Origin of the sequence: Novipirellula herctigrandis (assembly GCA_007859835.1) — a bacterium.
GTDB classification, from domain to species: Bacteria; Planctomycetota; Planctomycetia; order Pirellulales; family Pirellulaceae; genus Novipirellula_A; species Novipirellula_A herctigrandis.
Genome location: SJPJ01000001.1, coordinates 5,257,895 through 5,282,930, shown reverse-complemented (window position 1 = coordinate 5,282,930; position 25,036 = coordinate 5,257,895). Strand labels below are relative to the sequence as shown.

The 25,036-nt window shown below is 51.4% G+C and carries 23 protein-coding genes; 12 read left to right on the top strand and 11 right to left on the bottom strand.

Annotated features, from left to right (window positions below; all coding sequences use genetic code 11):
- Positions 1 to 126 precede the first annotated feature (126 nt).
- The 3 genes from CA13_RS19305 to CA13_RS19295 are packed head-to-tail and all read left to right on the top strand — an operon-like array spanning position 127 to position 3,661.
- Positions 127 to 807 carry a PI-PLC domain-containing protein gene (locus CA13_RS19305; RefSeq protein WP_146399380.1) on the top strand — a complete coding sequence of 227 codons (681 nt, stop codon included), beginning with the start codon at positions 127 to 129 and terminating at the stop codon, positions 805 to 807.
- The gene (locus CA13_RS19300; RefSeq protein WP_146399378.1) at positions 804 to 1,454 is read left to right on the top strand and encodes an HAD family hydrolase; all 651 of its coding nucleotides are present in this window, start codon (positions 804 to 806) and stop codon (positions 1,452 to 1,454) included. The genes CA13_RS19305 and CA13_RS19300 overlap by 4 nt, the downstream gene beginning before the upstream one ends.
- A 56-nt stretch (positions 1,455 to 1,510) precedes the next feature.
- The gene (locus tag CA13_RS19295; protein ID WP_146399376.1) at positions 1,511 to 3,661 is read left to right on the top strand and encodes a glycosyltransferase; all 2,151 of its coding nucleotides are present in this window, start codon (positions 1,511 to 1,513) and stop codon (positions 3,659 to 3,661) included.
- On the opposite strand, the gene CA13_RS19290 is transcribed toward CA13_RS19295, so the two are convergent.
- From CA13_RS19290 to ruvB, 6 genes are all read right to left on the bottom strand, one after another.
- Positions 3,658 to 4,566: a class I SAM-dependent methyltransferase gene (locus tag CA13_RS19290; RefSeq protein ID WP_146399374.1), complete on the bottom strand. Its 909-nt coding sequence runs from the start codon at positions 4,564 to 4,566 to the stop codon at positions 3,658 to 3,660. The two genes, CA13_RS19295 and CA13_RS19290, sit on opposite strands and share 4 nt — an antisense overlap.
- Before the next feature lie 29 nt (positions 4,567 to 4,595).
- A complete protein-coding gene (locus CA13_RS19285) occupies positions 4,596 to 5,681 on the bottom strand; it encodes a class I SAM-dependent methyltransferase (protein WP_146399372.1) in 1,086 nt (361 codons plus the stop codon).
- A gap of 76 nt (positions 5,682 to 5,757) precedes the next feature.
- Complete coding sequence (locus tag CA13_RS19280; protein WP_146399370.1) at positions 5,758 to 6,480, bottom strand: ABC transporter permease; 723 nt, start codon at positions 6,478 to 6,480, stop codon at positions 5,758 to 5,760.
- On the bottom strand, positions 6,473 to 7,084 hold the full coding sequence (locus CA13_RS19275) for a phosphoesterase (RefSeq protein WP_146399368.1): 612 nt from the start codon (positions 7,082 to 7,084) through the stop codon (positions 6,473 to 6,475). Before CA13_RS19275 ends, CA13_RS19280 begins: the two co-directional genes overlap by 8 nt.
- A 58-nt stretch (positions 7,085 to 7,142) precedes the next feature.
- Positions 7,143 to 8,219 (bottom strand): tRNA preQ1(34) S-adenosylmethionine ribosyltransferase-isomerase QueA, encoded by a 1,077-nt coding sequence (gene queA / locus CA13_RS19270; protein WP_146399366.1) that lies wholly within the window; start codon positions 8,217 to 8,219, stop codon positions 7,143 to 7,145.
- Entirely contained in the window at positions 8,219 to 9,190 is a 972-nt protein-coding gene (ruvB, locus tag CA13_RS19265) for a Holliday junction branch migration DNA helicase RuvB (protein WP_419195127.1), read from the bottom strand. Before ruvB ends, queA begins: the two co-directional genes overlap by 1 nt.
- Before the next feature lie 208 nt (positions 9,191 to 9,398).
- Between ruvB and bioA the strand changes: the two genes are divergently transcribed.
- Positions 9,399 to 10,745, top strand: a complete 1,347-nt coding sequence (gene bioA / locus CA13_RS19260; RefSeq protein WP_419194573.1) for an adenosylmethionine--8-amino-7-oxononanoate transaminase — start codon at positions 9,399 to 9,401, stop codon at positions 10,743 to 10,745.
- Here the strand turns inward: bioA and CA13_RS19255 are convergent.
- Entirely contained in the window at positions 10,742 to 11,233 is a 492-nt protein-coding gene (locus CA13_RS19255; RefSeq protein ID WP_146399360.1) for a DinB family protein, read from the bottom strand. The two genes, bioA and CA13_RS19255, sit on opposite strands and share 4 nt — an antisense overlap.
- Before the next feature lie 246 nt (positions 11,234 to 11,479).
- Here CA13_RS19255 and CA13_RS19250 point away from each other — a divergent pair, with 246 nt between their 5' ends.
- Both CA13_RS19250 and CA13_RS19245 read left to right on the top strand, forming a co-directional pair.
- Entirely contained in the window at positions 11,480 to 12,088 is a 609-nt protein-coding gene (locus tag CA13_RS19250; protein ID WP_146399358.1) for a sigma-70 family RNA polymerase sigma factor, read from the top strand.
- 119 nt (positions 12,089 to 12,207) lie between these two features.
- Positions 12,208 to 12,786: a DUF2059 domain-containing protein gene (locus tag CA13_RS19245; RefSeq protein ID WP_146399356.1), complete on the top strand. Its 579-nt coding sequence runs from the start codon at positions 12,208 to 12,210 to the stop codon at positions 12,784 to 12,786.
- Positions 12,787 to 12,800: 14 nt separating this feature from the next.
- Here CA13_RS19245 and CA13_RS19240 read toward each other — a convergent pair whose 3' ends face one another.
- On the bottom strand, positions 12,801 to 13,970 hold the full coding sequence (locus tag CA13_RS19240; RefSeq protein ID WP_146399354.1) for an amidohydrolase family protein: 1,170 nt from the start codon (positions 13,968 to 13,970) through the stop codon (positions 12,801 to 12,803).
- Between CA13_RS19240 and CA13_RS19235 the strand changes: the two genes are divergently transcribed.
- Positions 13,969 to 14,616 carry a DNA-3-methyladenine glycosylase gene (locus CA13_RS19235; RefSeq protein ID WP_146399352.1) on the top strand — a complete coding sequence of 216 codons (648 nt, stop codon included), beginning with the start codon at positions 13,969 to 13,971 and terminating at the stop codon, positions 14,614 to 14,616. The genes CA13_RS19240 and CA13_RS19235 overlap by 2 nt on opposite strands.
- Before the next feature lie 65 nt (positions 14,617 to 14,681).
- Here the strand turns inward: CA13_RS19235 and CA13_RS19230 are convergent, their stop codons facing one another.
- The 3 genes from CA13_RS19230 to CA13_RS19220 all read right to left on the bottom strand — a co-directional run bounded on the left by CA13_RS19230 (position 14,682) and on the right by CA13_RS19220 (position 18,297).
- Positions 14,682 to 15,674, bottom strand: coding sequence for an acyl-CoA desaturase (locus CA13_RS19230; RefSeq protein ID WP_146399350.1), 993 nt, complete (start codon positions 15,672 to 15,674; stop codon positions 14,682 to 14,684).
- Positions 15,675 to 15,937: 263 nt separating this feature from the next.
- Positions 15,938 to 16,141: a small basic protein gene (locus CA13_RS19225; protein ID WP_146399348.1), complete on the bottom strand. Its 204-nt coding sequence runs from the start codon at positions 16,139 to 16,141 to the stop codon at positions 15,938 to 15,940.
- A 146-nt stretch (positions 16,142 to 16,287) separates the two neighbouring features.
- Positions 16,288 to 18,297, bottom strand: a complete 2,010-nt coding sequence (locus tag CA13_RS19220) for an ABC transporter ATP-binding protein (protein WP_146399346.1) — start codon at positions 18,295 to 18,297, stop codon at positions 16,288 to 16,290.
- A gap of 596 nt (positions 18,298 to 18,893) precedes the next feature.
- On the opposite strand from CA13_RS19220, the gene CA13_RS19215 reads away from it, so the two are divergent.
- The 5 genes from CA13_RS19215 to CA13_RS19195 all read left to right on the top strand — a co-directional run bounded on the left by CA13_RS19215 (position 18,894) and on the right by CA13_RS19195 (position 24,963).
- Positions 18,894 to 19,310: an ACT domain-containing protein gene (locus tag CA13_RS19215; RefSeq protein WP_419194572.1), complete on the top strand. Its 417-nt coding sequence runs from the start codon at positions 18,894 to 18,896 to the stop codon at positions 19,308 to 19,310.
- Positions 19,311 to 19,574: 264 nt separating this feature from the next.
- A complete protein-coding gene (locus CA13_RS19210; protein ID WP_146399342.1) occupies positions 19,575 to 20,066 on the top strand; it encodes a nuclear transport factor 2 family protein in 492 nt (163 codons plus the stop codon).
- An 805-nt stretch (positions 20,067 to 20,871) separates the two neighbouring features.
- Positions 20,872 to 22,539 (top strand): DUF5722 domain-containing protein, encoded by a 1,668-nt coding sequence (locus CA13_RS19205; protein ID WP_146399340.1) that lies wholly within the window; start codon positions 20,872 to 20,874, stop codon positions 22,537 to 22,539.
- A 73-nt stretch (positions 22,540 to 22,612) separates the two neighbouring features.
- Positions 22,613 to 23,890: a metallophosphoesterase family protein gene (locus CA13_RS19200; RefSeq protein WP_146399338.1), complete on the top strand. Its 1,278-nt coding sequence runs from the start codon at positions 22,613 to 22,615 to the stop codon at positions 23,888 to 23,890.
- Between the two features lie 77 nt (positions 23,891 to 23,967).
- Positions 23,968 to 24,963 carry a TIGR00341 family protein gene (locus CA13_RS19195; RefSeq protein ID WP_146399336.1) on the top strand — a complete coding sequence of 332 codons (996 nt, stop codon included), beginning with the start codon at positions 23,968 to 23,970 and terminating at the stop codon, positions 24,961 to 24,963.
- Positions 24,964 to 25,036: the final 73 nt, after the last annotated feature.

Here is a 25,036-nt window from a genome sequence, read left to right as displayed (position 1 = left end):
CCCCACCCCACCCCCCATGTCGACTGACAAACTTGTCGAGAGCCAAGATCACCGGTGGCTTTGCGACCGCTGCCATTCACTTTGGTCCAATGTCGCTCCCATCCGTCAACCAAAGACCCCCTATCAATGAAGATTGACTTATTAGCTCACCGAGGTGCCTGGAATGATCCAGACGAGCAAAATCAATCGATAGCGTTTGAGCGTGCCTTGTCGGCAGGATTTGGGATTGAAACGGACGTGAGAGATCATCGTGGCAAGCTTATCGTGTCCCACGACCCGCTCACGCAGGACGAGAATGACTGCCTATGCTTGGACGATTTCTGCCGTCTCTACCGCAAATTGAACGCAAATTCCTGCTTAGCCCTGAACATCAAGTCCGATGGGCTTGCTGCAAAAGTTCAGGAAATTCTCACGCATCACGACATCAACAATTTCTTTGTCTTTGACATGTCGATTCCTGACATGTTGGGCTATCTCAATCAGTCATTACCCTGCTTCACGCGACAAAGTGAATTTGAACACTCCCCCGTTCTTTACGAACAAAGTAGCGGTGTATGGCTCGACGCGTTTGAATCAACGTGGTTCGATGCGGGCCTAATTGAAACGCATCTCGCCAACAGGAAAAACGTCTGCGTTGTATCGTCGGAACTTCATGGACGTTCTCGCGAGCAACTATGGCCAATGTTGCGTCAGTTCATTGACCGCAATGACAGCGATGCAAAACTAATGCTTTGCACTGACTTTCCGCATGACTTTCACCATGACGATCAAGGTGTACTTCAAGACTCCCAAAGGTTCCTAGCATGACACGGATTAAGGCAGTCGTCTTCGACATGGATGGTGTTCTCGTTGATGCCAAGGATTGGCACTTTGAAGCACTCAATCAATCGCTAGAGCTATTTGGGTTTCGCATTTCACAGTTTGAACACTATCAAATCTATGATGGTTTACCTACGAGTCGAAAGTTGGAACTGTTGGCCAAGAACCAAGGTTTTCCAATGTCGCTTGCGACGTTCGTCAATCAGATGAAGCAGCAGTACTTTATGGGAATCATGGAACAAAAATGCGTTCCAAATGATCGACATCAGGAAACGCTTCACCGGTTGTGTGAAGATGGCTTTCGGCTTGCACTTGCGTCTAATTCGATTCGCCTGACCGTCGATTTATTGATGCAACGAACTAGGTTAGCGACCTACATGGATGTGACGTTGAGTAACGAAGACGTTGACCGCGCCAAGCCCGATCCCGAAATCTACACCTTGGCCTTCAATCGTCTTGGTGTGCAGCCGGACGAATGCCTCGTTGTCGAAGACGGGGCATATGGAATCGAAGCCGCAAAGAAGGCTGGTGCTCACGTGCTTGTTGTCGAAACGGTCCACGACGTTCACTACAGAGGCATTCAGCGTCGAATCAGCGAATTGGAAGGAGGCTCTGCTAAACGCCGGGCCGCATAGTCAATTCATCGTCCACATCAACCATGATCGAACTTGCCTGCCAGTAAGGATCTCCGATGACTCTTCCGAACCGGAAACTGCCACTATCACTTGTCGTCCCTACTCACGGACGCGTTGAACTGCTTGAGCAAACCATCGATTCGATTCGGCAGCAAACGCTATCTAATTTTGAGCTAGTGATCACCGACGATTCTCAGGAAGGAAAAGACCGAGAAATCATTGCGGGGTTCGTTCGAGAGTACTCCCAAAAGACGAATCGTGAAGTGAAATACGTCTTTACGAAACCATGCCTGGGCCAATCAGCCAACACCAACCAGGGGCTACAAGCCGCAAAGGGAAAACTTGTCCGCATTTTGCATAGCGATGACTTGCTCTGCAAAGAAGGCCTTCAATGGGAAGTCGAACAATTCGCTCAGTATCCCTCCATGCAGTTATTATTTTCAGATTGCATTCCTTTTGAATCCGAAACAAATCTCCGTTTCGACAGGACACCTAAATTACGTTTGGTCAGTGCTGCAGAGCACTTCCGCGCGTGCCTATCTCACCAAACGGCGTTACCATCGGGAATGGTATTGCGATCCGATTTACTCAATCGTGTTGGTGGCATGCGTGAAGATTGGAGGTTCCTCTGCGATTGGGATTTTTTCGCACGGTCGCTTCTTGAGCTTGCAACGACGAACCAATACATCGGATATGCGACAGCTGGAACCTACGGATGGCGCGTTCATCCCGACTCCACGACAGGGCATTATTGGCGACATCATTTTCTTGAACACCAAGAGCTCATGGAGACATGGACGCGAGAACTTCCACAAGTCGCAGACTTGTTTGTCGATTCAATTGACTTCAATCACTTTATTAATAAGGGGCATTCTTACCGCTATCAACGTCTTTGGCAGGACGTTGAAAAGCTATTCACAAAGGACCGAATCTCTGCGTTGCCGTGGTTGACTCAGGTGACGATGCAAAAGCCTTTTCGAAAGATCGCAAGGAAATGGGCGAGACGTTTCGTAAAAAGCCGAATTCGAAATCGGCTACGACGGTCGTCCAAGGTAACCACTAACTCGGCCGAAAACGAGCTGGCAAACCCAGTAGAATGGGAAACCAAAAAGCAAGACAATTTAGTGATCACCCCCATGTATGAAGACACGGGTGTGACTGCGGATACGGTTATTGCACAGTACGACAACACGTTCAACTTATGGTCACTTCGCGATCAACTCGCAAACGCTCAGCATATCCATCTTCGACACCCCAACTTTAACCGATTCTACCAGCGAACTCTTGTGGAAGTTCTCAAACATCTTTCACCTGGAAAAAAGCTCACCCTATCCTTTCACGATAACGACTTAATGACGTGGTTTGGATTGAAAGCTCTGGTCCGGCACCATTTCGCTGATTGCTTTACTTTGGTCTCACAGAGCCAAAGCCCGAGCGAGGGCACGCGACGGGGGTTCTCTTTTTGGGACATCACTTACCGCTGTGATAAGCCAGTTCCGGCTCACTATCGCGATCCCCATTCCGGGTTTTCCTTAGGGATCCTCACGCTTGGCAACCGCAATGAACAAGTCCAACAGATGATCGACTCGATCCACGAAAACTGTCAGAGCAAGTTTGAGATTCTTATGATGGTGCCCAAGACGCTGGATGCATTTGCTGGTCAAGCGAATGTTCGGCAAATCGAATTCACCGACGAAGATGCCTACGGATGGATCACTCGCAAAAAAAACATACTTTGCATGCAGGCCAAGTATTCCGATATCGTGATTAGTCACGACCGATTCAAGTTCACCAAACAATTCTTTGATCGCTTTGATGACTGGGGATACGCCTATGGTATCGCAGCGGCAAGAATTTCACTTCCCGACGGATCACGGGCCCTCGATTGGGGAGTGGTGCGAGGCGAGAACGTGACTTGGTGTCCCGGTGGCTTGCTGAACTACCGCGACTATTCCGCAGGTTCCTACGTACCGGGCGGGATCACGATGATTCGCAAGCGTTTCTGGGAGAATTGCCAATGGGACGAATCGCTCTATTGGAACGAACACGAAGACGTTGAACTTTGCCGTCGTGCACAGCGAGAAGGAGCAATCATTTACCAATTCCCCGGCAAGGTGGTAACCGCGACCGATCGTTGGGTCGACGAAAACCCGATCATTCCGTTCAATGACCGGGTGGATCTTGGCTTTATAAGGGACGCCGCTTAGAGCCGAGACATAATCTCAAGCGGTGACGGCAAAATACACTGCTGGTCATTCAACTCAGCTGGATCACAAACCTTAAGACGTATCACAACCGGCTCGCCATTATCAGAAATCAGATAATCCCCCGACCATGTGATCACCACGACGTCCCCGCCACAAAATTGGGGGAAAACCCCAGGCGGCATATCGTCGATGGTTTTTGCTGTGTCACGAAACAGTGAAACGTCGGTGCATTGACGAGTCACCTTCATCAGAAATTTTCGCCAAGCGGGCGTCGCCGATCGCCTGCCTAGAAACATCTTGTTTCCCGAAATACAAAACGCTTCAAAATCGGCACCTTCGTTGCTCATCAAGAAGCGAAGCGTTCCCTCAACGACCCCTGGGCATGTGACGTTGAAGATATCATCCACGATGATGATCCCATCTTCGGACATCAGCGGCGCACAAAGCTTTAAGTCATGAAAAGCCTCGTGGGCTAAATGGCCTCCATCTACACTGAACAATCGAAACGGTCCATCCACTACTTGCCGAATCTCGTCAGGCGTCAACGTTGTCGAGTCGCGACGTAATATGCGAAGCCGCCCCTCAAGAGCAGGTTCCACTTCAAATCGCTCACGAAGTTGATGCTCAAAAGCATCCCCGTCGGGCGCGTGAACGAACGAGTCAATCCCAAGAATCGTTTCTTCGGGACGCCCAAGCAACCCCAGCAATTGCAGGTATCGGCCTTGCCAAACGCCGATCTCACCGACATTGCCAACCATTCCCTGCCGAACCTGTTCGAGCCCCATCAGCGAAGTGATATAGGCCGCGCTATGCCAAAGCCATCCTCGGACTTGATGGTGCCCAGACAATACATATTTCTCAAGCGACTGCAACTGATTGTACTGGAGTGAGGAAGAAACCGTCACGTCATGTTCTCATCAAAATGGGGAATGAATTAGGCGTTTTGCCGAATAACGAGTTGTTCGCAAGCGGCAAGCTTTTCCGATTCGATACCTTTGCTTAGCACCACAAATTGATTGCGGGTCCGTAAAGTATATCGCGGGATTGACAATTGGTCACATGCGAAATGAACTGCTTGCGCGACTGAGTCACAATGAGTATCGTGAAAGACAATCAAGAATCGATCTGGATCAACAAATGGCAAGATCGCTTGCACATCTTTGGTCGGTTGTTTTCCGAAGTGCCCACCATCGATAAATGCGAAGTCAAACGTACGGCCTTGGGCTAGAACATCAACGTCGGTTGGGCTAAACCCCACTTGATAGTCGACTACCGAGGAGAGCCCCAATTGCTCCGCACCCCAACGAGCAAATTTTAGCCCTTCTGGGACATGGTTCTCTTGTTTTTTCGAAATTGCTTCGCGGATCGCCTCGGAATGCTCGCGAGCCCGGGTCTCAGAGTAAACAAAGTCCTCTTCTGCTTCTTCGACATAGGCATCAACACTCAACAAATGCCCACCGTTGGATTGAAAGGCAAGCCCCATAAAAAAGCTACTGTATCCAAAAGCAGTCGCAATCTCGTAGCCGTTTTTGAGTTGATTGTCGACGATCAATTTGTACAGAATTAATCCTTCTTCGTCCGTAATGGAGTACGGAAATTCTCGGTTCTTCAGCTTGTGCATCCAATCAAGATCGTCCAAGGGTTGGTCGCTCGGAAACAACACACGATCAAGTTTGTGATGAATCGGCAACATCACGGTTAGGACTTCGTCCATCAAGCGTAGACGCTTGGGATTGTGCTTTGCCAATGCCGAGGGCTTTCGAGATTCGTGCTGTAAGTCCCTGACTTGATGCCCAAGTTTTTGCAGTTCAAGTTGCAGCGCAGGCAATACTTGATCATTCGCGTTATTCGCATTGTTGGCGGAAATCGCCTCAGACAATCGGTTGACCTTTTCATCTAACTCTGCCTGTCGGGCAAGACACTCTTGTTGCCGACGCCGCAACGTCCTTTGTCTTCTCGTAAGCACTCCGATCAAGACAAGAATCAGGAACGCGAAAGAAAGAGAGATAAATGGAGACATTTTTTCAGTCAGTCATATGGTTGAAGCCAGGCGAACACATATTGTACGATCCAAATCATCATATGCTACACCTCGGTCAAGCCTCAGCACTATTAGCAGTCCTTATCTCCGAGCGTCCGATGAGCCACAAGAACACCGCCGCAGCCAACCCGGCAGAACTAAACATCATACACATCACCATGACTTGGTAACGTGCTGCGATTAGCGGGGAAACGCCCGCTAACACTTGTCCGGTCATCATGCCTGGGATCGAGACAATCCCAACGGCGAATAACATATTCGTGATCGGGATAAACGCGGCTTTCATCGCATGGGCCCGCGCTTCGTTGTGCAGTTCTCCACGATCAACTTCGACATAATAACGCTCGGCCGCCAAGCTCACGGCGTTCATACATCCCGAAAACGTCATTCCTGCGAGCGGAATGAATACTCGTGGTGCAAACCATGGGCTTAGTCCCAAGACGCCCTGTGTCATCATGAACAGTGTGATGCCGCCACCAACTAAAACCGATGCAACCGCGTAGGGATAGTTTCTGGCTCGATCGCGTTTGACCGAGCGGAGCGCGATCCAACTTGCTGCGAACAACATCATCGTCAAAATCGCAATCACGATCCACGGTGTTTCCGCGGTGAAGACGTAGCCAAGCAGATAGCCGACAAGCAGTAACTGCAGGATCATCCGTGCAAGTCCGACCATTGCCGAACGTACGCCGAGCGACCAACGAAACATTAGTACCAACACGATCAAGACGGGTACCAGCGCAAACACAAGTCGATGAAGCGGGATAACATCAGCCATGATAGATCGCAGTGATCGCGAGTTGGCTCCAAGTTTCTAATCGATCGAAATCCGCTTTCAATTCATCGATACTGACAAAACCACCTTCGGCCAAGTCAGCTTCGTTGCTTTTCACATCGGATGATTCAAGTACAAAACGGTGAACCACTCCTAAGTGAACTTTTCCGACATCGTTCGATGGATCGTAAAGCAATCCTTCGGTCGTTTCGCGGTACGCGGAGCCGAGCTGAATCTCTTCGGCCAATTCTCGGTGCATGCCCGTGGCATACGGATCGGCTCCGCCTTCGGCATCTTCGCGGCTAATGTGCCCGCCGATTCCGACGCTCCGCTTTGCGTGCAATCGCTGCTCACCACCGCCACCGCCACGCGTGTAGGTGAATAGTTTGACGGTCCCATCCTGATCGGTCCATTCCAAAAGGACGTACGGAATCAATTGCTTGAAACTGGGGTCCGTTTCCATCGCGCCGCGTGGCTCGAACGAGAGTTGGTCGCTGGACAATATCGGCTGCAAAAATCGGTCGACGTCCGATTCGAAACCTTCAATGGCTCCGATTTTTGTAATGACCGATTCGGGGATGACGAGGATTTGTTCTTCGTTGGGCATAGGGAGTGAAGTCTTGGAGTGTGGAGAATCGTCGCTTTGCACTTTGCGAAAGACGACATTAGACGATCAACATTGCATCGCCGTAGCTGAAGAAACGGTATTCTTCGCGAATCGCGGTTTGGTAGGCTTCCATAATGAGATCGCGACCGGCAAAGGCGCTGACCAAAACCAACAAACTGCTACGAGGTAAATGAAAATTGGTCATCAACGCGTCAACGGCTTTGAATCGGTAAGGCGGTTTGATAAACAAATCGGTTGCCCCGCTCCATTGACCCAGCGGCTTATCGTTGTCAGCAGCGCTTTCGAGCACTCGGACGCTCGTGGTACCCACGGCGACGCAACGACCATGATCACGCCGAGTGCGAATTAAATCGGCCGTTGCCTGATCGATGCTGCCCCATTCGCTATGCATCGCGTGATCGTCGAGTCGATCGACAGCGATCGGCCGAAACGTGCCGATGCCAACGTGCAACGTGACTTCGGCAATCTCGGTTCCGCCGGTGCGAATGTGCTTGAGTAGTGGATCGGTGAAATGCAGCCCTGCGGTTGGCGCCGCAACACTACCGCGATGTTCGGCAAACACGGTTTGGTAGTTATCGATATCCGAATCCACCATTTGCCCATCACGAATGTAAGGCGGAAGAGGAATACGTCCATATTGTTCAAGCCAATCGGCAGGTTCCGAAGGCGGCATCGAAGAATCGCCCGGTAGCAACTTGGGCGTGACGATTAGATGCCCTTCGTCGGTTCGCGAAACCACGACCAAATGCATGCCGTCGCGTCCTTCGCGATCTTGGATCGTGAGTGTTTCACCTGGTTTGAGCGACCCACGTGTTTTGGTCAATACTTCCCATGCACTCGTCGCCGGATCAGCCTGCAAGAAAAGCCCCTGCCATCGCCCTCGCGTCTCGGTACGAAAACCGACCAAACGCGCCGGAACGACTCGCGTGTTGTTGAGTACCAACGTGTCATCGGCCGTGAGAAGCTCGGGCAAATCGCGAACATGATAATGATCGATTGATTGATTCTTGCGATCAATCAACATCAAACGCGCATCGCTTCGAACCGCAAGTGGTTCTTGGGCGATCCGTTCGCGTGGCAACTCGTAATCGTAAAGTTCAATACTGTCGTTCATTAGGGTGTAACTTTTGGCGGCGTGACCTTCATGTGCTCAAACGCTTTCTGAGTTGCCATGCGTCCACGGCGAGTCCGCACAATCAATTCGCTTCGCAATAAAAATGGTTCAACTTCGTCTTCGAGAGTGTCACTACTAACATTCATCGTGTGTGCAATCGCTTCGAGGCCGGCTGGTCCCCCGAGGAACACTCGCATCAACGTATCGAGATATCCACGATCTTGTTTATCGAGCCCAAGTTCGTCGATGCCGATCATGTCGAGCGCGGCGGTAGCGATCTGTGCGTCGACCTTTCCCTTTGCTTTGCTCTGCGAATAGTCACGTAGCCACAAAAGTCGATTGTTGGCAAGCCGCGGCGTGCTACGACTTCGCGACGCAATCACGGAAGCGGAACCGTCGTCGATTGGGACTTTTAGCTTCACACTATTGCGGCGAACAATCTCGCAAAGTTCGGCATGGTTGTACCAGCCAAGATGTTCGCGGATTTGGAATCGATCCCTCAGCGGGGCGCTGAGCATTCCGGCTCGCGTGGTCGCGCCAATCAACGTGAAGGGGCGAAGTTCGTAATTAAGTGTCCTAGCACTGACCCCTTCGCCCAAAATAATATCGATCCGAAAATCTTCCATCGCCGTGTACAAATACTCTTCCACGGCTTTGGGAATCCGGTGAATTTCATCGATGAACAGCACCGCTCCTTCGGAAAGGTTCGTTAGATAGGGAAGCAAATCTTTTGGAGCCTTTAGACCCGCACCGTTGGCCATTTCCACCGTCGTCCTCATCTCGGCCGGAATCACCGTCGCAAAGGTCGTTTTGCCGAGTCCCGGGGGGCCATCAAACAGGATATGCCCAAGCGGTTCGCCACGGCCCTGAGCGGCGTCGATCGCGATTTTTAGTCGCTCGATCACGTCACGTTGGCCGACCATTTCATCCATCCGCCGAGGACGCAATGAATTGTCAGGTTCCTTCGGCATGAGCGCTTCGGTAGCGGACTCGGGGTCGGTTTGTTGGTAAACTGCTTCGCGGGCCATCGGTATCTAACTCCGTTTGATGAACTCTCTGCCACACTTTAGCGAGTTTTTACCCGATGGCGTACCGCAAATTGTTTCGCATTTGGCCAACCTCCAACACCCAACTGAAATCTAGCGAGGGATTATGTCTCCGCAAACGGCCCCAAAACCTATGATTGACCGCTCCCATCACGTCGGCGGATCCTGGCATTGGCAAGGATTCACGCAGATGGCTCAATACAAAAAGATCGTAATTTCCGAGGCCAACGGCTGCTGGCTAACCACGGACAGTGGGAAACGGCTGTTTGACGGCGTTGCCAGCCTGTGGTGCAACGTCCACGGACATCGCCATCCCAAAATCGACGCCGCTATTCGCGACCAACTCGACCGAGTCGCCCATATCACGACTTTGGGCATGTCGGCCGATGTGACCGAAATCCTGGCCAGCCGGATCGTCGAGATTACGCCCGGTGACTTGTCGCACGTTTTCTTTAGCAGCGACGGTTCGTCGTCCGTCGAAGCGGCCTTGAAAATGGCACTTCAATATTGGCATCAACGCAAAGACCCTCGCCCCAAGAAGACCGACTACTTGGCGCTGTCGCTTGCCTACCACGGCGATACGACCGGTTCCGTCTCGCTTGGTGGGATCAAATTCTTCCACCAACTTTTTGCACCAATCGTCTTTACGCCGGTCCGCGGGCCGCTACCCTGCAGCTATCGGTTGCCCGACGGCGTCACACCCGATGCTGCATGCGACCACTATGCCGATGAAGTTGAATCGCTTCTAAAACAACACCACGAAACCTTGGCAGCCGTGGTGATGGAGCCGCTGGTCCAAGGTGCCGCAGGGATGATCACCCATCCCAAAGGGTTCCTGTCGCGTATTCGCAAGCTCTGTGACAAGTACGAAGTGCTGCTGATTTGCGACGAAGTTGCTACGGGGTTTGGGCGTACCGGCCGGCTGTTCGCTTGCAACCACGAATCAGTCACGCCTGACATCATGTGTTTAGGCAAGGGTTTGACAGGCGGGTATTTGCCGATGGCTGCAACCGTCGCTCGACCGCATGTCTTTGACGCATTCTTGGCGAAGACATCCGAATCGAAACAGTTCTTCCATGGGCATACCTTTGGTGGAAACCCGCTAGCCGCAGCAGCCGCGATAGCCTCAATCGATTTGTTCACGGAATCAAATTTGGTCGAATCCATCGATGCAAAAGCGTCGCTGCTACGATCCAGCCTTGATCCAATTCAAGGTCATCCACATGTCGGTGATATTCGTGGACGCTCGATGATGGTAGGAATTGAACTTGTACAAAATCGCGAAACAAAAACCGCGTTTGACTCGGCCGATTTATTCGGCCAGAAAGTTTGCCAACGAGCGACCGAATTAGGCGTATGGATCCGGCCTCTCGGAGACGTCGTCATTCTTATGCCACCCCTTATTGCAACCGACGACGATTTAAAGATGGTGGGTAAGGTTGTCTGTCAAGCAATTCAGGAAGTGGTTCCATCGCTCTAAAACATCACGGGCTTTCCGAGTTGTCGACGAACGGGAACGATTTGGCCGGCATGCATCATTGGATGCGTGCCAATCAAAATGAACATGTCCGCAACGGTTGGACAAAACGATTGAAAATTCTCTGGCGACGCACCTGCCAACTCTTCTTGCGACGCTCGATCGAGTACCGCGAGCGTTTGTTGGCGAACTTTGTCCATCAACTCGAAGTACTCATCTTTCTTAAGAAACTTTGACGGATCGTCCGAGTCCGCCGTTTCTTTGCTGTGTGCTTCGGCAAAACCTTCCGGCAGCGCAAACGCATCATCAGGAAACATTGCGGATAACATCGATACCTCCGCTGCAATCAAGTGCCCCATTTGCCAAGCCAAATGATTACAACCTTTCCCTGGTCGTTTCATCAACTCAGCGTCATCAAAGTCACTAAGATACCCCTTGAAAACAAGGTTACTAAAATTCATTGCCGAACGAATTGCGTCTTTCGATTGCATCAATTTGACTCGTAGAAGAAGAGAACTTTGGGGAAGAGTGACTGCACCAATCCTAGCGTTCACCCGTGACGACGGCCAGTGCTTTCAATACGGCGGGGCTTTCGACAATAAAGACACGATGAACATCCATATGGCTCACGGTCCACGACAGAAACGACCTTGGTGCAAAAAAAATCTCCGACACTGATAAAAGATTGCTCTCGGAGCGAGTTCCCCGGTCTGTGAAAAAGAAGTAAGCTGGAGTGAATGACCAGTTACGAACCCGAGCCGAACGACGAACCGATTGACAACCAGCCAATTGACGTGAGTGATCCGGCGATCGTTGCAAAATATGAATCGTACCTCCGGATGTTGGCCCGCGTCCAAATGCGACGAGCCTTGCAAGCCAAGGTGGGTGCATCCGACATTGTTCAGCAAACCATGATGCAAGCGGTCGGCGCGATCGATCAATTCCGCGGTGGTACCGAAGCCGAGTTTCGTGGTTGGCTACGACAAATTCTGGCGAGGTGTTTATGCCACTTGGATCGCGACATGCATCGCGACAAACGAGACGTTCGGCGTGAACAATCGATGGAACAACGATTGGCGAAATCATCGATGCGATTGGAGGGTTTATTGGCCGGAGACGGTCCCACGCCAAGCCAAAATGTGGCCGCCGGCGAAAATGTTCTCCAAGTCGTGATGGCAATTGAGCGATTGCCGGATGCCCAACGCGAAGCGGTCCGATTGCATTATCTGGAAGGCAAAAAGCTAAGTGAAGTGGCCGAACAATTGGGAAAGTCAACCGGTGCGGTCGCTGGACTATTGCACCGAGGAATGAAATCGCTCCGCGACCAATTGGGTGGGTTGGAATAGGCGATCAGTGACGCCCCTTCCCCGTGACTTCCGTTGCCGGGTTTGCCCGGTACAATGGGGCAATGCGTGCTGAAACGACACCACGCAAATCTAAATCCTCTCAAATGTGAAAGCCCACCATGAAAGCCCGATTCTTGTTCGTTCTCTCCGCCGCCATCGCACTCGGGCTGTCGGCCCATGCACAAGACGCTGCACCCACGACTCAGCCACCCGCTGCAGCCGATACGCCTGCCGCTGTTGATGCTACTGATGCCCCCGCCGTTGAAAAAGATTCACATACTCTTGCAGCGGAGACCTTGCTCGAAACGATGAACATGAAGGAGGTGACGAAGCGAAACGTGGACGACATGCTGGCAATGCAGATCCAACAGCAGCCTCAGTTGGGGATGTTCAAAGATGTGATGCAAGGTTTCCTTCGTAAACATCTTTCCTACGAATCGCTCAAGGATGACATGGTCAAAATGTACAAGGAAGAGTTCACCGAAAACGAGCTTGGCCAATTGTCCGATTTCTACCAAACACCGGTCGGAAAAAAAGCAATCGAAAGGCTTCCAACCCTGACGGCCAAGGGAGCTCAACTTGGGATGCTACGCGTTCAACAAAACATGGGCGAGCTACAAGAATTGATCATGAAGCGAACCATGGAACTTCAAGGTGGCGCCGGACCGCAGTCCCTCCCTACAATAGCCCCCCAATAATCGTCGCCGGCTAATCAGCGACGATGACCAATCAATGACGACGGGATCACCTCATCGGCTTCCGTTGTCGTTGATTCGACAACCGCCAATTTGGCGAGGCAGCCGACTTCGATCCGGCCAAGATCTTTTCGGCCGAGTGCGTTAGCCCCGTGAAGGGTAGCCATGCGTAGAACATCTGCCGGATCGATATCTTGGCGATGCTCTAGAAGGTAACGAACTTCGCCACCTAAATCTAAATCCGGGTTACTCGCCCGTGAGTCAGTTCCTAGTGCGACCGGGACCCCACGGCGCAGCAGCTCTGCGACCGGATGTGGCGTGTAGCCAAAAAACGCATGCGTCCGAGGACAATAGACGACGGTCATGTTTGAATGGCGTGCGATTTTATCGAGCTCGTTTGAACGCAAGTCGTTTCCGTGGACCAATAGCGACCGTGGCGCTTTGGCAAGTCGGTGGATCAGCTCTTCAAACGGCTCGCCCCCCCATGGAAAGACGCCCTGTTGCCATACCCCCATCGCTTTGAGCCGGTCGGCGAACGGGCCACTCCCGGTGCAAAGGAGTTCCCGCTCCGCAGGGGATTCCGCAACGTGCATCGCCACAGGACAACCATAGCGAGTGGCCAGTTGAATCGATCGGTCGATCAACTCGGGAGTGCTCGAATAGGGAGCGTGCGGACTGACGGCGGCGTTCTGAACATGGGCCACGTACTCAGACGCAGTCGCGAATCGCTCGGCACTTCGCGATGGACTTAGACCAATTGTTTCGGCGAACGCGACCCACTCGACTGCCTGATCGCTTTTCGGATACTCACACGGCAACGTACTAATTTCGCCAACTAAGCACACTTTTGCCGCGGCCGATTCGGCGATTCCTGCGGATATTGCCTTGGCTTTCCTGTCGGCATTTGAACCTTTTCGCGCCTCAACGACTTGCCCGATCCAATCCCAAAGTGCAATACCGGCTTCGCCGATTGGTTTTTGGAGGTCCGAAAATTCCAAATGCGTGTGTGCATTGACCCACTGGGGCAGAATAGCAACATCCCCCAAGTCAACTGCTGCGGACGGTGGTTTACCGCTACCGACTTCGAGGATCTGTTGACCATCTGTACGAATCCAGCCACGATAGATCGGCGGGCCGGAGACGGTAAGAATCCATCGGGCTGTCGTAACGGTGGTGGATGACGTCATGAAAAAATTGCCAACACAAAGAAAACGATTGCTGCGGTCTTTCTATCAACGGCCCGCTGACGAGGTGGCTCGCGATTTACTTGGAATGGTACTACTAAGGCGAATCGACCAAACGTGGATCGGTGGATCGATTGTCGAGACCGAAGCGTATTTGGCAATGAACGATCCATCAAGCCATAGCTATCGTGGCAAAACGAAAAGTAACGCATCGATGTTTGGCCCCGCAGGGACATTGTATGTGTATCCAATCCACGGCAAGTTCTGTATGAATGCGGTGACCGAACGAAAAGGGGTCGGCAGTGCAGTATTGATTCGTGCCATTGAACCGGTTTGGGGAATCTCGCAAATGCAATCGAAACGAGGTTACGAGGATCTACGCCGACTCACCCGCGGGCCAGCGATGTTGTGCCAAGCACTTTCGGTCGACCGACAACTCGATTCGATTGATCTAACGAGGTATCCCGCGTTGACCATTTGTGAACCGGACGATGCTGAACTGGATGATGGTCAACTGGCCCAACAATTTCCATCCATCGAGATTGCGGTATCACCACGAATCGGGATCAGCCGAGCCGTTGACGAACCTTTGCGTTTCTTTGTCCGTGGCAACTGCTACGTCAGTGGACGCAAGAAAGACCATCTGTAAATCTGCAGGGCGCCAAATTGCAGGGCACCAAACTGCAGGGCGCGGTGTGATTGCCTGCAACGGCTTCAGCCCTCGGTCGTGTTTGCCTTGGGACGCACAACATCCTTGGCCAATCCGATCATTTCAAGAAACTGAATCACTCGCCACGACATATCGAATTCGTACCATCGATGTCCGTGCGCGGCCGATCGTGGTTGGGCGTGATGGTTGTTGTGCCATCCTTCGCCATGTGAAATCAATGCAACAAGCCAATTATTACGGCTGTTGTCACGCGTTTCGTAATTGCGATAACCGAAAACATGCGACAACGAATTGACTGTCCAAGTACCGTGCAAAACAAAAACGGTGCGAACTGCGACCGCCCAAACAAACCAGCTATAGGAATACCGAATCGCTTCGCTGATCAATCCGCCACTGATGGCATAACCGAACACAGCCCCGACGGCGGTAATTAGCATTGCGTGAGCCAAGAAGACGAAGAACCAACCCTCTTTACGTTCGAGTCGCAAATAAAACGGGTCGCGGAGCAAGTCACGCACGTAACGCTCATAGTGGCTGGTGCGATCAAGGTCTCGGTGGCGACAAACGACCCAACCGACATGCCCCCAGAGAAAACTGGCCAGCGGCGAATGAGGGTCGGGTTGATGATCACTGTGTTGATGGTGCATCCGATGAATGGCAACCCATCGCGCAGGGCTGTCCTGCAGATTGCACATACCGAAAACGGCCAATGTATGCTCAAGCCATTTTGGACAAGTGAATCCGCGATGTGTCAGCAGTCGATGATACCCGATCGTGATACCGAGCATTCCAAAGGTAAAATGACCTAGCACGCCGAGGATCACACCGGACCATGTGAACATATAAGGCAGAAACGCTAACAGTGCCATGACATGGATCACCGTCAATACGATCACGTATTGCCAGAGGATCTTTAACGGTTGCGTCGCTTCGGGAAGCGGCAAACGCTGAGGATCGATCCCCTGTTTGGGTAAATCAATTGGCGCGATGTCATCTTCGGCATCAGGTGCAACAGCAGTCGTCGTTGAGTTTTCCATGGCAATCGATTCACGAGATTGGGAAGATGAGAGCGAGTGCGAGCTTGCCGAAATCGCTAAGCTTAGATTTACCTACGTCGTTTGCGGAGGGTCGATGAAGGACAAAATCGATTAGCGAAAAAACCAATCGGGTTCAACAAGAAAAGCCGGTCGGTACAACTTTCGATGCACAAAGACCGGCTGCGATTGGCGGTTTGAAAAGAATTGAAAAGGTGGCGGGAAATCCACTGACTCATGCGAGTAACGCAGATCTTCCCAGCGACCTATTTCTCCTCTTCTTCCTTCTTCACTTTCTTTTTCTTCTTCAGCGAAACCTTCGGGACGCGCACTTTGGCCATCCCAACAATGTTGGCTTCAGGGTCGAAACGGTCTAGTTCTTTCAGGCGAGCGATCCGCTCGGCACGGGTCAGCACGTTTCGCGACTTAATTGCCCCAGCTTGCACTTTGAGGCTGCGATCCATGGTCATATTAGCACTCGGAGATCAAATTCGAGAGGAATGGTTGGTTGAATGGCTCCGCAAAATAGCGGCTTGAGGCCAGTTTGGCAAGATTACGTTCGTATTTTGCTCGGTTTGAAGCCCATTTCTAGTGTTTTGGGCCGTTTCTCGGGGCTTTACGCGGCCGTCTTTTGGTCGTTGCCGCAGAGACTTTGGTAGAACCGATTTCGGCTGATCAATTCTTCATGGCGGCCAGAATCGGAGATTTTCCCACTTTCGATCACCACAATTCGATCGGCCATCGACAAACTGGTCGGTCGGTGAGTGATCATGACTCCCGTCCGGTCGACCAAGAATTTTGCTAACGCTTGGTGGATCAAACGTTCACTCTCGAGGTCAATTGCACTGGTGGCCTCATCGAGAATCAAGATGTCAGGGTCCTTCAAGAATGCACGCGCCAACGCGATCCGTTGCATTTGCCCCCCCGAAAGTCGCATCCCTTGGGCACCTAAAAGCGTCTCGTAGCCATTGGGGGTTTTGCGGCGGATGAAGTCATCCGCAAAAGCCAACTTCGCGGCTCGGACCACTGCGTGCTTGTCCGCGCCCGGCGTTCCGTATCGGATGTTGTTTTCAATTGTGTCATCAAAAAGGACCGTACGCTGAGTCACTAACGCTATGCGACGACGCAAATCTCGTGTCTTCATTTCGTTGATCGGCGTATCGTCAATCAAGACCGCACCACCTTGTGGGTCATCGAATCGACACAACAAATTCACAATCGTACTCTTTCCGCTGCCATTCGGCCCAACCACAGCAATCGTTTCACCATGCCGAATAGTCAAATCAACGCCGCGAAGGACAGTCGGTCCCGATGGGTATTGATAGACAACATTGTCGAGACGGATATGTTGATGGGGGCGAGCAGCCGTTTTGCCAACAACGGGTTCAGCAACACGAATCGGTTGATCAATGATTTCGTAGACACGATCAGCTGCCGCGATGCCACGCTGTAAATTGGCCCATACATCTTGTAGTTTTCTCGCAGGATCCGACGCTCCAATTAGAAGCGCAAAGAACGTCAAGACTTCGCTCATCTTCAGTGGGACCGTACTCATTGGGATTCCGAAAATCGCGGTCTGCTGATTCACAACCAAATAACCGCCTGCCAAAATGGCTAGCCCCACGATCGTCATCCCCAACAGTTCACTGACGCTTCGCGCGGCCGTATTGTAAAACGCCATCTTCATTGATTTTTGAAAATAGGCTTGGATGCCACGCTGGAATTTCGCTCGTTCGTAACCTTGTGTATTGAACGCCTTGACCACACGAATGCCAGCGAACGAATCGTTCAACATTCCGTACATCTGGCTCATTTCTTCCATCGCTCGACGACTTGCTCGTCGAATGGCGCGGCTGAGGTGGTGCATCAATATCGCAACCAACGGCGTGACCACGGTGACCAAAAGCAATAGCCTAGGACAAACGTAGAGTGCACCACCGACACAAACGATCATTTTCAACGGTTCGCGAAGAAGCCGGCCAAGTAAAACAGCGACTCCACCGGAGACTTGCGCCGTGTCGTTCGTTAATCGCGACGTTAAATTGGCCGAGCCATTTTCACCAAACGAATCGAGGTCCAACCGCAATGTTTTGCGAAAGAATTGAGCGCGAAGGTCCACGACGGATCGCTCAGCGATGTATTGCACCAACATCAAGTTGATCAACAGCGCAACTAGCTTAGCCGCTGTTGCACCAATCAACACAAGAACGATCACGACTAAGGTTTGATAAGCTTCGGCTGGCGCGTAACGGTCGACATAGGGCTGTGCCCAAACGAGCGTCTCAAGCGTTTTAGTAAAAGCAAGTTTCTTAGTTTGAGCCGAATCGATGTCCAATCGAATTTTGCTGGCAGCATCCGCTTCGGAATTGACATTAACATCAGCCAATTTCGCATCCAAAGCGATGATTTCGGCGTCGAGGTCGATGATCTTTTGGTTCGTGATCGCGATCTCTTTGGTCACATGCTGTGGGATGCTATCGCCTGCGAAAACCACTTCGGTAATCGGATAGAGGGTGCCGATATTGGCTCCCCAAAGAACAGCGATGACCAGAGACGTGATCACAATCCCAACCAACGCCCAGCGTCGGCGTGCAGCCAGCAGGAGAACACGGCCAAAGTTTTTCATCGTTAAATCGTCTCGCTAAGTCGTCATCCCTGACCACGCAAGCAAAAAAGGGCTAAGAAAACGACCTCATTCACTGCAAAAAATACATCCACGGTGCCTCTTGTAGCCAACATTGTCGGCGCAAGCTAGATGAATTGTGTGCTAGCAAAACACTGCAAAACCAATTCGCGAAAACGAGCAACTGAGAATGGCAATTTCGGCCCATCGCCCACACCCTACCTCACCCAAAACCCCAACATTGAGCTCCCAGAAGAAAATTCGCGATGGGTTGCCCAGTTTCTAGCACAGCTCGACGATTGCGTCGCTCATTTCGGCAACATCTCACGATTCTTCCGTAATGAAAGGCCCTCCGCCGTCGACGGCGCTTCAAATATGAGTTCAAAGTGACAGATAGCCTCGCAATTTGTCGACGTTGCTCGACGGCTGGGAAAGCCATACATATACTTTTGCTTTGCTTTCAAATTGGCCCAATGGCAACGCCGCCCCTCGTTTTACTCAGAATACGAAACCACCCGCCAGACAAAATCGGGCGTGTGCAATTGGTCGATCGTTCGCTGCCAGCCGATTGGTAACGTTACCCGATTGAAGAACATGCTATGAGCGGAATCACTGACCTACGAACGCTGCTAGCCTCATTGAAGCCGGTTCTTGTTGACGGTGAGTTTGTGTTCGTATCTCGCCCGCTTGGGAAATACGGAGATGGCGTCGAACTGAATCCAATCGCAACCTTCGCAGAAAACGAAGGCCTGACTCTAGTCATCCCCAAGGATCGCGCTGACGCCGCCGGTGAACAATATTGCGGAATCTTTCGCATGATTACTCTTCAAGTGCACTCCAGTCTTGAAGCAGTTGGTCTTACAGCAACGGTTGCCAACATTCTTGCTAAGCGAGGCATTAGCACTAACTTGGTTGCGGCATTCTATCACGACCACCTATTTGTTCCCTCATCACGGCCCCAAGATGCTATCGATGCACTAACCGAATTAATGTCGCAGGTGGAACTTGAATCGTAACGCCAGCTTTTGGACTACAAGAAAATCCACCCAAGCGGCGAAGTCCGTGGTTTGACCAGAATCATCTAAACGCTATTTAACTTGCCAAGGTCGACCGCCAGGATCATCATAAAGGGATTCCATGGTTTGCCTTGCCATAGGTTTGAATGGTGACAGATCAATCGGATCGAGGTTCACGTCGTGGTCAGCAGGGAAGAAAAGACCGACTTGATTCAAAACAGAGACACTAACTACCACTATTTTTCTCAATGGAGGGACATCGTAATGATCTCGAAAAAATTGTTGTGTGTCGTTGCTGGCGTTCTTGTGATTTCAAGTACGACAACGGTTGCCCAGCTTCAAACAAAGACCGTTTCCAATCCATCCGGTGCAGAGCAGGCAGTGCAAGCTCGACTGGCAGAGATTCAAACGGCCGCGGAATCGCTTGATCCCGAAAAGGTCTTCAGCTTTGTTTGCGAAAACGACAAGGGAGCACTTATTCAAAATGGCGAATTTCTTCTCACTCGCGAGGAGGCCCTGCAAGCAACAAAAAGGGGATTCGAAAATCTCGACAAAATTACTTACCGCTTCGACCAACAGCACACTACTTTGCTTTCGCCAACCATCGCGTTAGCAACCGCCGAGGGTATGTCTTCCGTTACGACAAAAAACGGCAGAACCTTCAGTTCAAAATTTGCTCAGTCCGTCGTTCTGATTCTAGCCGACGGAGAATGGAAGGTCTTTCACGCTCATCGCTCATTCCCACCTGCAAACTAGACGACGAATCAACACGAGTACCGAAAACGAAAAATGAACGTGGCTCAAAGCCATCTTGGGAAGGCACACCTTTTGATAACGTGTTGGCTTGCCAAAATGGTTACTTGAAAAGCGAGAACACGACGGCAGCAAACTCATGAGACTATTCGTTTTTGTCGTTGGATCGCTTATAGGATTTTTCTTGTTCGGATTCATTTCGATGGCTTCGTCATACCCGATTGGACCATTTTCGTTTCGCACCGCTGCAATCGGCGCCGCAGTAGGAATGTTACTTGCGGACAGTATCCTTGCGATGATTCGATTCTTTATCAATCAAACCCGGACGGGTTGAACGATATTCCTTCGGTTGATTGCACCCAACTTGATTTTGTGATGCCACGAATAGTTGTTGCTACGCCCTGACCGAATTTTCACCTGCGTTCTTCTTCGCCGTCGCATGCATTCCGCTGTCGAAGTTACGATTGGTGGTGATGGCAAAAAAGGTAGTGGTGCCCCCAAATACTTGAATCGACACTTTTAGCCGTGTCTAATAGTCGACGGTGTATTTTTCCGGAACCAGAGCGACATTGAAGTGTTTGTCGCTCATTGTGAGCGAATTCCCAACAAACTTTGGAAATCCATCACAGTCGCGCTTCTGTTCGCGTTCATTTGGGTCAGTTTCACGATAACCTAGGGGCCGATTCAGTACATCGTTCCGATGTCAAATTACTTTCCTACCGAACCGTCATCGTGATTGCGGGCAACCGCAACGCACTCCTACCTACCTTACCCACCCACCAACCTACCTTTACCCACCGGCTCTGCTATGCGTCGTCTGTTGCTTTCCGTTTTTTGTTTCATTGCTGCCGTTTCGTCCCCACAATTGGCGGAAGCACAAACCTCGGCAGCAAAAGAACGACTGCTTCATTACTTGGACCAACCGTTCGCCTGTCAATTGACAAAAGTCTCGGTGAGCTCCGACCTTGTTCATATCGAAGGATGCGTCCCGAGCGGAAAAGATGCGGTTTGGATCGCCGACATACCGATCGATGTCGTGCTCGGTAGTCCGGAAGCATGGAACACTCGTTTAAAAATTGAACCGAATACGGACGGCCAATTCGCCATTGATGTTCCGAGATATCGAAAACGTCATGGGCTCAATTACGATCGTCTCACTTCGCGATGGCAACTTGTTCAAGAATCGACGGACGGCATCACGCCACTTTCATCGGCACGCTATCCGTTGTCGGTGGTTTGTCGCTCGCCCAATTTACCGCCAGCGAACCCGAAGAACAAAAAGGGACTCGGCGGTTGGCACACCGGTCGATTGCCGAATGAGATCGATGATCTCGGAATCTCTGCGGTCACCGTCAACGTGATGATCCATACGCTAGTCCAACTTGAACCCGGCAAGGACACATTTCCGATTCAATGGCAAGGTCGCACTTACCACGCGAAGAAAAATGCACTTGAGCGATTGGACAACGGTTTCATTGAAGCACAGAAACATGGCCTGATGGTCTCGGTGATTGTGCTGGTTGCCAATCCGGCGAAGGCCCCCAGTCCCGTGGTGAAGCTACTCGGGCATCCGGACGCAACCAAGGATGGCATTTTCGCTATGCCAAATGTGACTTCCGCCGAGGGCATTGGAATATTTGGAGCGATTCTCAACTTGATGGCCGAGCGATGGTCACGGCCTGATGGAATGTATGGGCGCGTCCACCACTGGATCATGCACAACGAAGTTGACGCAGGCTGGGAGTGGACGAACGCCGGTGAGAAAAGCAGCGAATCGTATTTGGATCTGTACCAACGGTCGATGCGTCTAATGGATTTAATCGCGCGTCAATACGATCCCAACACACGACCGTTTATCTCGCTAACCCATCACTGGGCTTGGCATGGAGCCGAACACTGGTACGGCTCCAAGCGGCTAATCGATTTGCTGGTCCGATTCTGTAAAGTGGAAGGCGACTTTCCGTGGGCGGTTGCCTACCATCCGTATCCTCAGAGTTTGTTAAAACCAAGAACATGGGAAGACAGCGATGCGACGTACACATTTGAAACGAAAAAGATCACGCCAAAGAACCTCGAAGTGCTCGATGCCTACATGAAACAAAAGAAATTGCGTTTTGAAGGATCACTGCGTCCGGTTCACCTTTCAGAAAACGGATTCAATTCGCCCGACTATTCCGAGAAATCGCTAGAGGATCAAGCAGCCGGCATGGCGTTGGCATGGAACAAGATTCAACCACTCGAGTCCATTAAAATGTGGCACTATCACAATTGGATCGACAACCACGGAGAAGGTGAACTGCGGATCGGGCTTCGCAAATACCCGGACGACAAGGACGATCCATTTGGCAAAAAACCGATTTGGTACTTGTATCAATCGTTAGGCACCGCGAAAGAACAGGAAGTCGCGCATCCGTACTTGAAGACGATTAAAATCGAATCGTGGAAACAAGTCATCCATGACGGCGAAATCCGTTAAATCCATTTAGTTCATCCCATACCTACATTTTGCAGACGTTGATCGCCGAAACGCTCAGCCACAAAGGGCCATCATGTTCAATCGCCGCCGATTCATTGGAACCGTTCCGTTGAGTGCCGTTGCCATTTCCACAGCTTGCATGAACAACCACGTTCGATCGCAGGATACAGAAAACCGAGCCAACGAAGTCAAAGAACTGATCGTCAGCCCACCTGTAGTCCAAAACCCTCGGTCGAATGGTTTCGGCGTCAGTATCGCACTTAGTGGGCTTGCCACCGCGTGGGTGGAGTACGGCTTCTCGCCCGATAATCTCGCGTTCACAGCGATCGCGAGCCACCGTGGGTTGATGTCTGCCGATGATCGCACAATGCATATTCGCGTGCACCATCACGAGCCACTGCCTACCGACCGCCCCATCTATTATCGAGTCGTCGCACAGCCGCTAACTTACGGCGGTGCATACGCGTTGCAACGTGGTAAACCGCAATCGGAATCGACTTACGCACTTCGCTTACCGAATCCCCAGGCCGAGCGTATTCGCCTCATCAGTATCAATGACACTCACGAGAACCTCGATACGATCCGTGCATTGCATGGTAAAATCGAAAAACTCAATCCCGATGTGTTGATCTTCAATGGCGACATTTGTAACAATTTTGATGCTGCAGATTCACCTGAACAAATCATGCTGAACCCAGCCAAAGAGAAGAACATGTCTTGGGCCAGCACCCGTCCTTTGCTGTTTAGCAATGGAAACCACGACGTACGAGGCGAGCGGGCTCGCGATGCGATCAAGAGTTTCGCGGGTTGTCCCGAGTCCCCTTCGCTGCCTTACAACCAAGCATTACGGCTCGGCCCGCTGGCGCTCATTACGCTCGACACGGGCGAAGACAAGCCCGACAAACATCCCGTGTTTGCCGGCACGGCTGCTTATGAACCGTACCGTCAAGAGCAAGCCAACTGGCTCAAGCAGGTAACGGAGCGACAAGAGATCAAAACGGCTCCATACAAGATCGTAGCGTGCCATATTCCGCTACGCGGTCTTGAGGGTCAAAATGACGGAACCACGCTTGAGGGTTACGCGAGCTATTGCGGATTCGGTGCCAAACTTTGGCTGGACACACTGAAGGAGACTGGATTCCAGGCGATTTTATCAGGTCACATGCACAGCGACCGACTCGACCAAGCGGCCGATGACATGCCGATTCTTCAATTCGTTGGTGGCGGTCCGCGGCCTGAGCATGCAACATTGACCATCATTGACGCAGCGCAAGCAGACGGCAAACAATCACTTCACATTCGCATCGTCGATCTCCAAGGCAACCTGTTGCACGAAAACAAGTGGACATAGTGGTCATTGATTGATTCAATGGCACCGACAAGTCAAGAAACCGCTCATGTTTTTCATGAACCACCGAGCTCTACCCCATGCCACTAAGACTGATTGAAATCGTGTTGCCTGCGAATTTGGCTGATGCACTCGAGTCTTGGCCCAACGGCGATTCGGTTGTCGATCGTTGGCAAGACATGATTAGTGATGACAGAATGCTAGTTCGTGTGTTGGTGGAAGCCGAACATGTTGAAGCAATGCTTGATGAAATTTCGCGTCGTTTTTCCACGTCCGATCACTTTCGCGTTCTGCTATTGTCCGTCGAAGCGACCTTGCCGCGACCAACTCGTCAAGAGAAAGAAGCAACCGAAAAGTCAAAGAAATCTCTCGAACGGATTAGCCGCGAGGAACTGTTTGACGACATCTCGCAAGGTGCGCGAATCTCGCGAGTTTTCATTGCACAAACCGTGCTAGCGACTTTGGTTGCGGCCATCGGTTTACTGCGCAACGACACGGCGATCATCATCGGTGCGATGGTGATCGCTCCGTTGCTCGGCCCAAACGTCTCGCTCTGCCTCGCTACTGCGCTGGGCGACATTAACCTAGCAAAAGTATCACTAAAGACCAATGCAGCAGGATTGTCGATCGCTTTGTTTGTCTCTCTATTGATCGGCTCTATGTTCTTGATTGATCCTACGATTCCATCGATCGCAGCACGAACGGAGGTCGCACTGAGTGACATAATTCTTGCGTTAGCAGCCGGTTGCGCCGGAGTACTCGCTTTCACCACCGGAGCACCGGCGTCTTTGATCGGAGTGATGGTTGCCGTCGCACTGCTTCCGCCGTTTGCCGTCTTTGGTCTTCTGTTGGCATCTGGCGAGTACCATGCAGCAAGCGGTGCCTTACTACTCACAGCGACAAATGTGATTTGCGTTAATTTGGCTGGCGTACTTACCTTAGCCGTCCAAGGATTGCGACCGCGAAATTGGTGGGAAGCAAAGCGTGCAAAGAAGGCAACACGAATCGCAATCGCAATGTGGGCAATCCTTTTAGCGATTCTATTCGGATTAATTTTTGTGGCATCGGAGCGATGACGCATTTTTGTTTTTGCAGTTTCTTGGCAAAACCACTGTGTAACGAAGTGACGAACTCAAATGGCTGGCCCCT

Bases quoted from the DNA above. Each gene is read 5' to 3' on its own strand.
- CA13_RS19300 (WP_146399378.1), top strand. From the start codon at position 804: ATGACACGGATTAAGGCAGTCGTCTTCGACATGGATGGTGTTCTCGTT.
- CA13_RS19240 (WP_146399354.1), bottom strand. From the start codon at position 13,970: ATGACGTCATCCACCACCGTTACGACAGCCCGATGGATTCTTACCGTC.
- CA13_RS19225 (WP_146399348.1), bottom strand. From the start codon at position 16,141: ATGACCATGGATCGCAGCCTCAAAGTGCAAGCTGGGGCAATTAAGTCG.
- CA13_RS19195 (WP_146399336.1), top strand. From the start codon at position 23,968: ATGCCACTAAGACTGATTGAAATCGTGTTGCCTGCGAATTTGGCTGAT.
- CA13_RS19205 (WP_146399340.1), top strand. From the start codon at position 20,872: ATGCGTCGTCTGTTGCTTTCCGTTTTTTGTTTCATTGCTGCCGTTTCG.
- CA13_RS19245 (WP_146399356.1), top strand. From the start codon at position 12,208: ATGAAAGCCCGATTCTTGTTCGTTCTCTCCGCCGCCATCGCACTCGGG.
- queA (WP_146399366.1), bottom strand. From the start codon at position 8,219: ATGAACGACAGTATTGAACTTTACGATTACGAGTTGCCACGCGAACGG.
- CA13_RS19215 (WP_419194572.1), top strand. From the start codon at position 18,894: ATGAGCGGAATCACTGACCTACGAACGCTGCTAGCCTCATTGAAGCCG.
- CA13_RS19255 (WP_146399360.1), bottom strand. From the start codon at position 11,233: ATGCAATCGAAAGACGCAATTCGTTCGGCAATGAATTTTAGTAACCTT.
- bioA (WP_419194573.1), top strand. From the start codon at position 9,399: ATGATTGACCGCTCCCATCACGTCGGCGGATCCTGGCATTGGCAAGGA.
- CA13_RS19285 (WP_146399372.1), bottom strand. From the start codon at position 5,681: ATGTCTCCATTTATCTCTCTTTCTTTCGCGTTCCTGATTCTTGTCTTG.
- CA13_RS19235 (WP_146399352.1), top strand. From the start codon at position 13,969: ATGAAAAAATTGCCAACACAAAGAAAACGATTGCTGCGGTCTTTCTAT.
- CA13_RS19220 (WP_146399346.1), bottom strand. From the start codon at position 18,297: ATGAAAAACTTTGGCCGTGTTCTCCTGCTGGCTGCACGCCGACGCTGG.
- CA13_RS19295 (WP_146399376.1), top strand. From the start codon at position 1,511: ATGACTCTTCCGAACCGGAAACTGCCACTATCACTTGTCGTCCCTACT.
- CA13_RS19250 (WP_146399358.1), top strand. From the start codon at position 11,480: ATGACCAGTTACGAACCCGAGCCGAACGACGAACCGATTGACAACCAG.
- CA13_RS19280 (WP_146399370.1), bottom strand. From the start codon at position 6,480: ATGGCTGATGTTATCCCGCTTCATCGACTTGTGTTTGCGCTGGTACCC.
- ruvB (WP_419195127.1), bottom strand. From the start codon at position 9,190: ATGCCGAAGGAACCTGACAATTCATTGCGTCCTCGGCGGATGGATGAA.
- CA13_RS19200 (WP_146399338.1), top strand. From the start codon at position 22,613: ATGTTCAATCGCCGCCGATTCATTGGAACCGTTCCGTTGAGTGCCGTT.
- CA13_RS19305 (WP_146399380.1), top strand. From the start codon at position 127: ATGAAGATTGACTTATTAGCTCACCGAGGTGCCTGGAATGATCCAGAC.
- CA13_RS19210 (WP_146399342.1), top strand. From the start codon at position 19,575: ATGATCTCGAAAAAATTGTTGTGTGTCGTTGCTGGCGTTCTTGTGATT.
- CA13_RS19230 (WP_146399350.1), bottom strand. From the start codon at position 15,674: ATGGAAAACTCAACGACGACTGCTGTTGCACCTGATGCCGAAGATGAC.
- CA13_RS19275 (WP_146399368.1), bottom strand. From the start codon at position 7,084: ATGCCCAACGAAGAACAAATCCTCGTCATCCCCGAATCGGTCATTACA.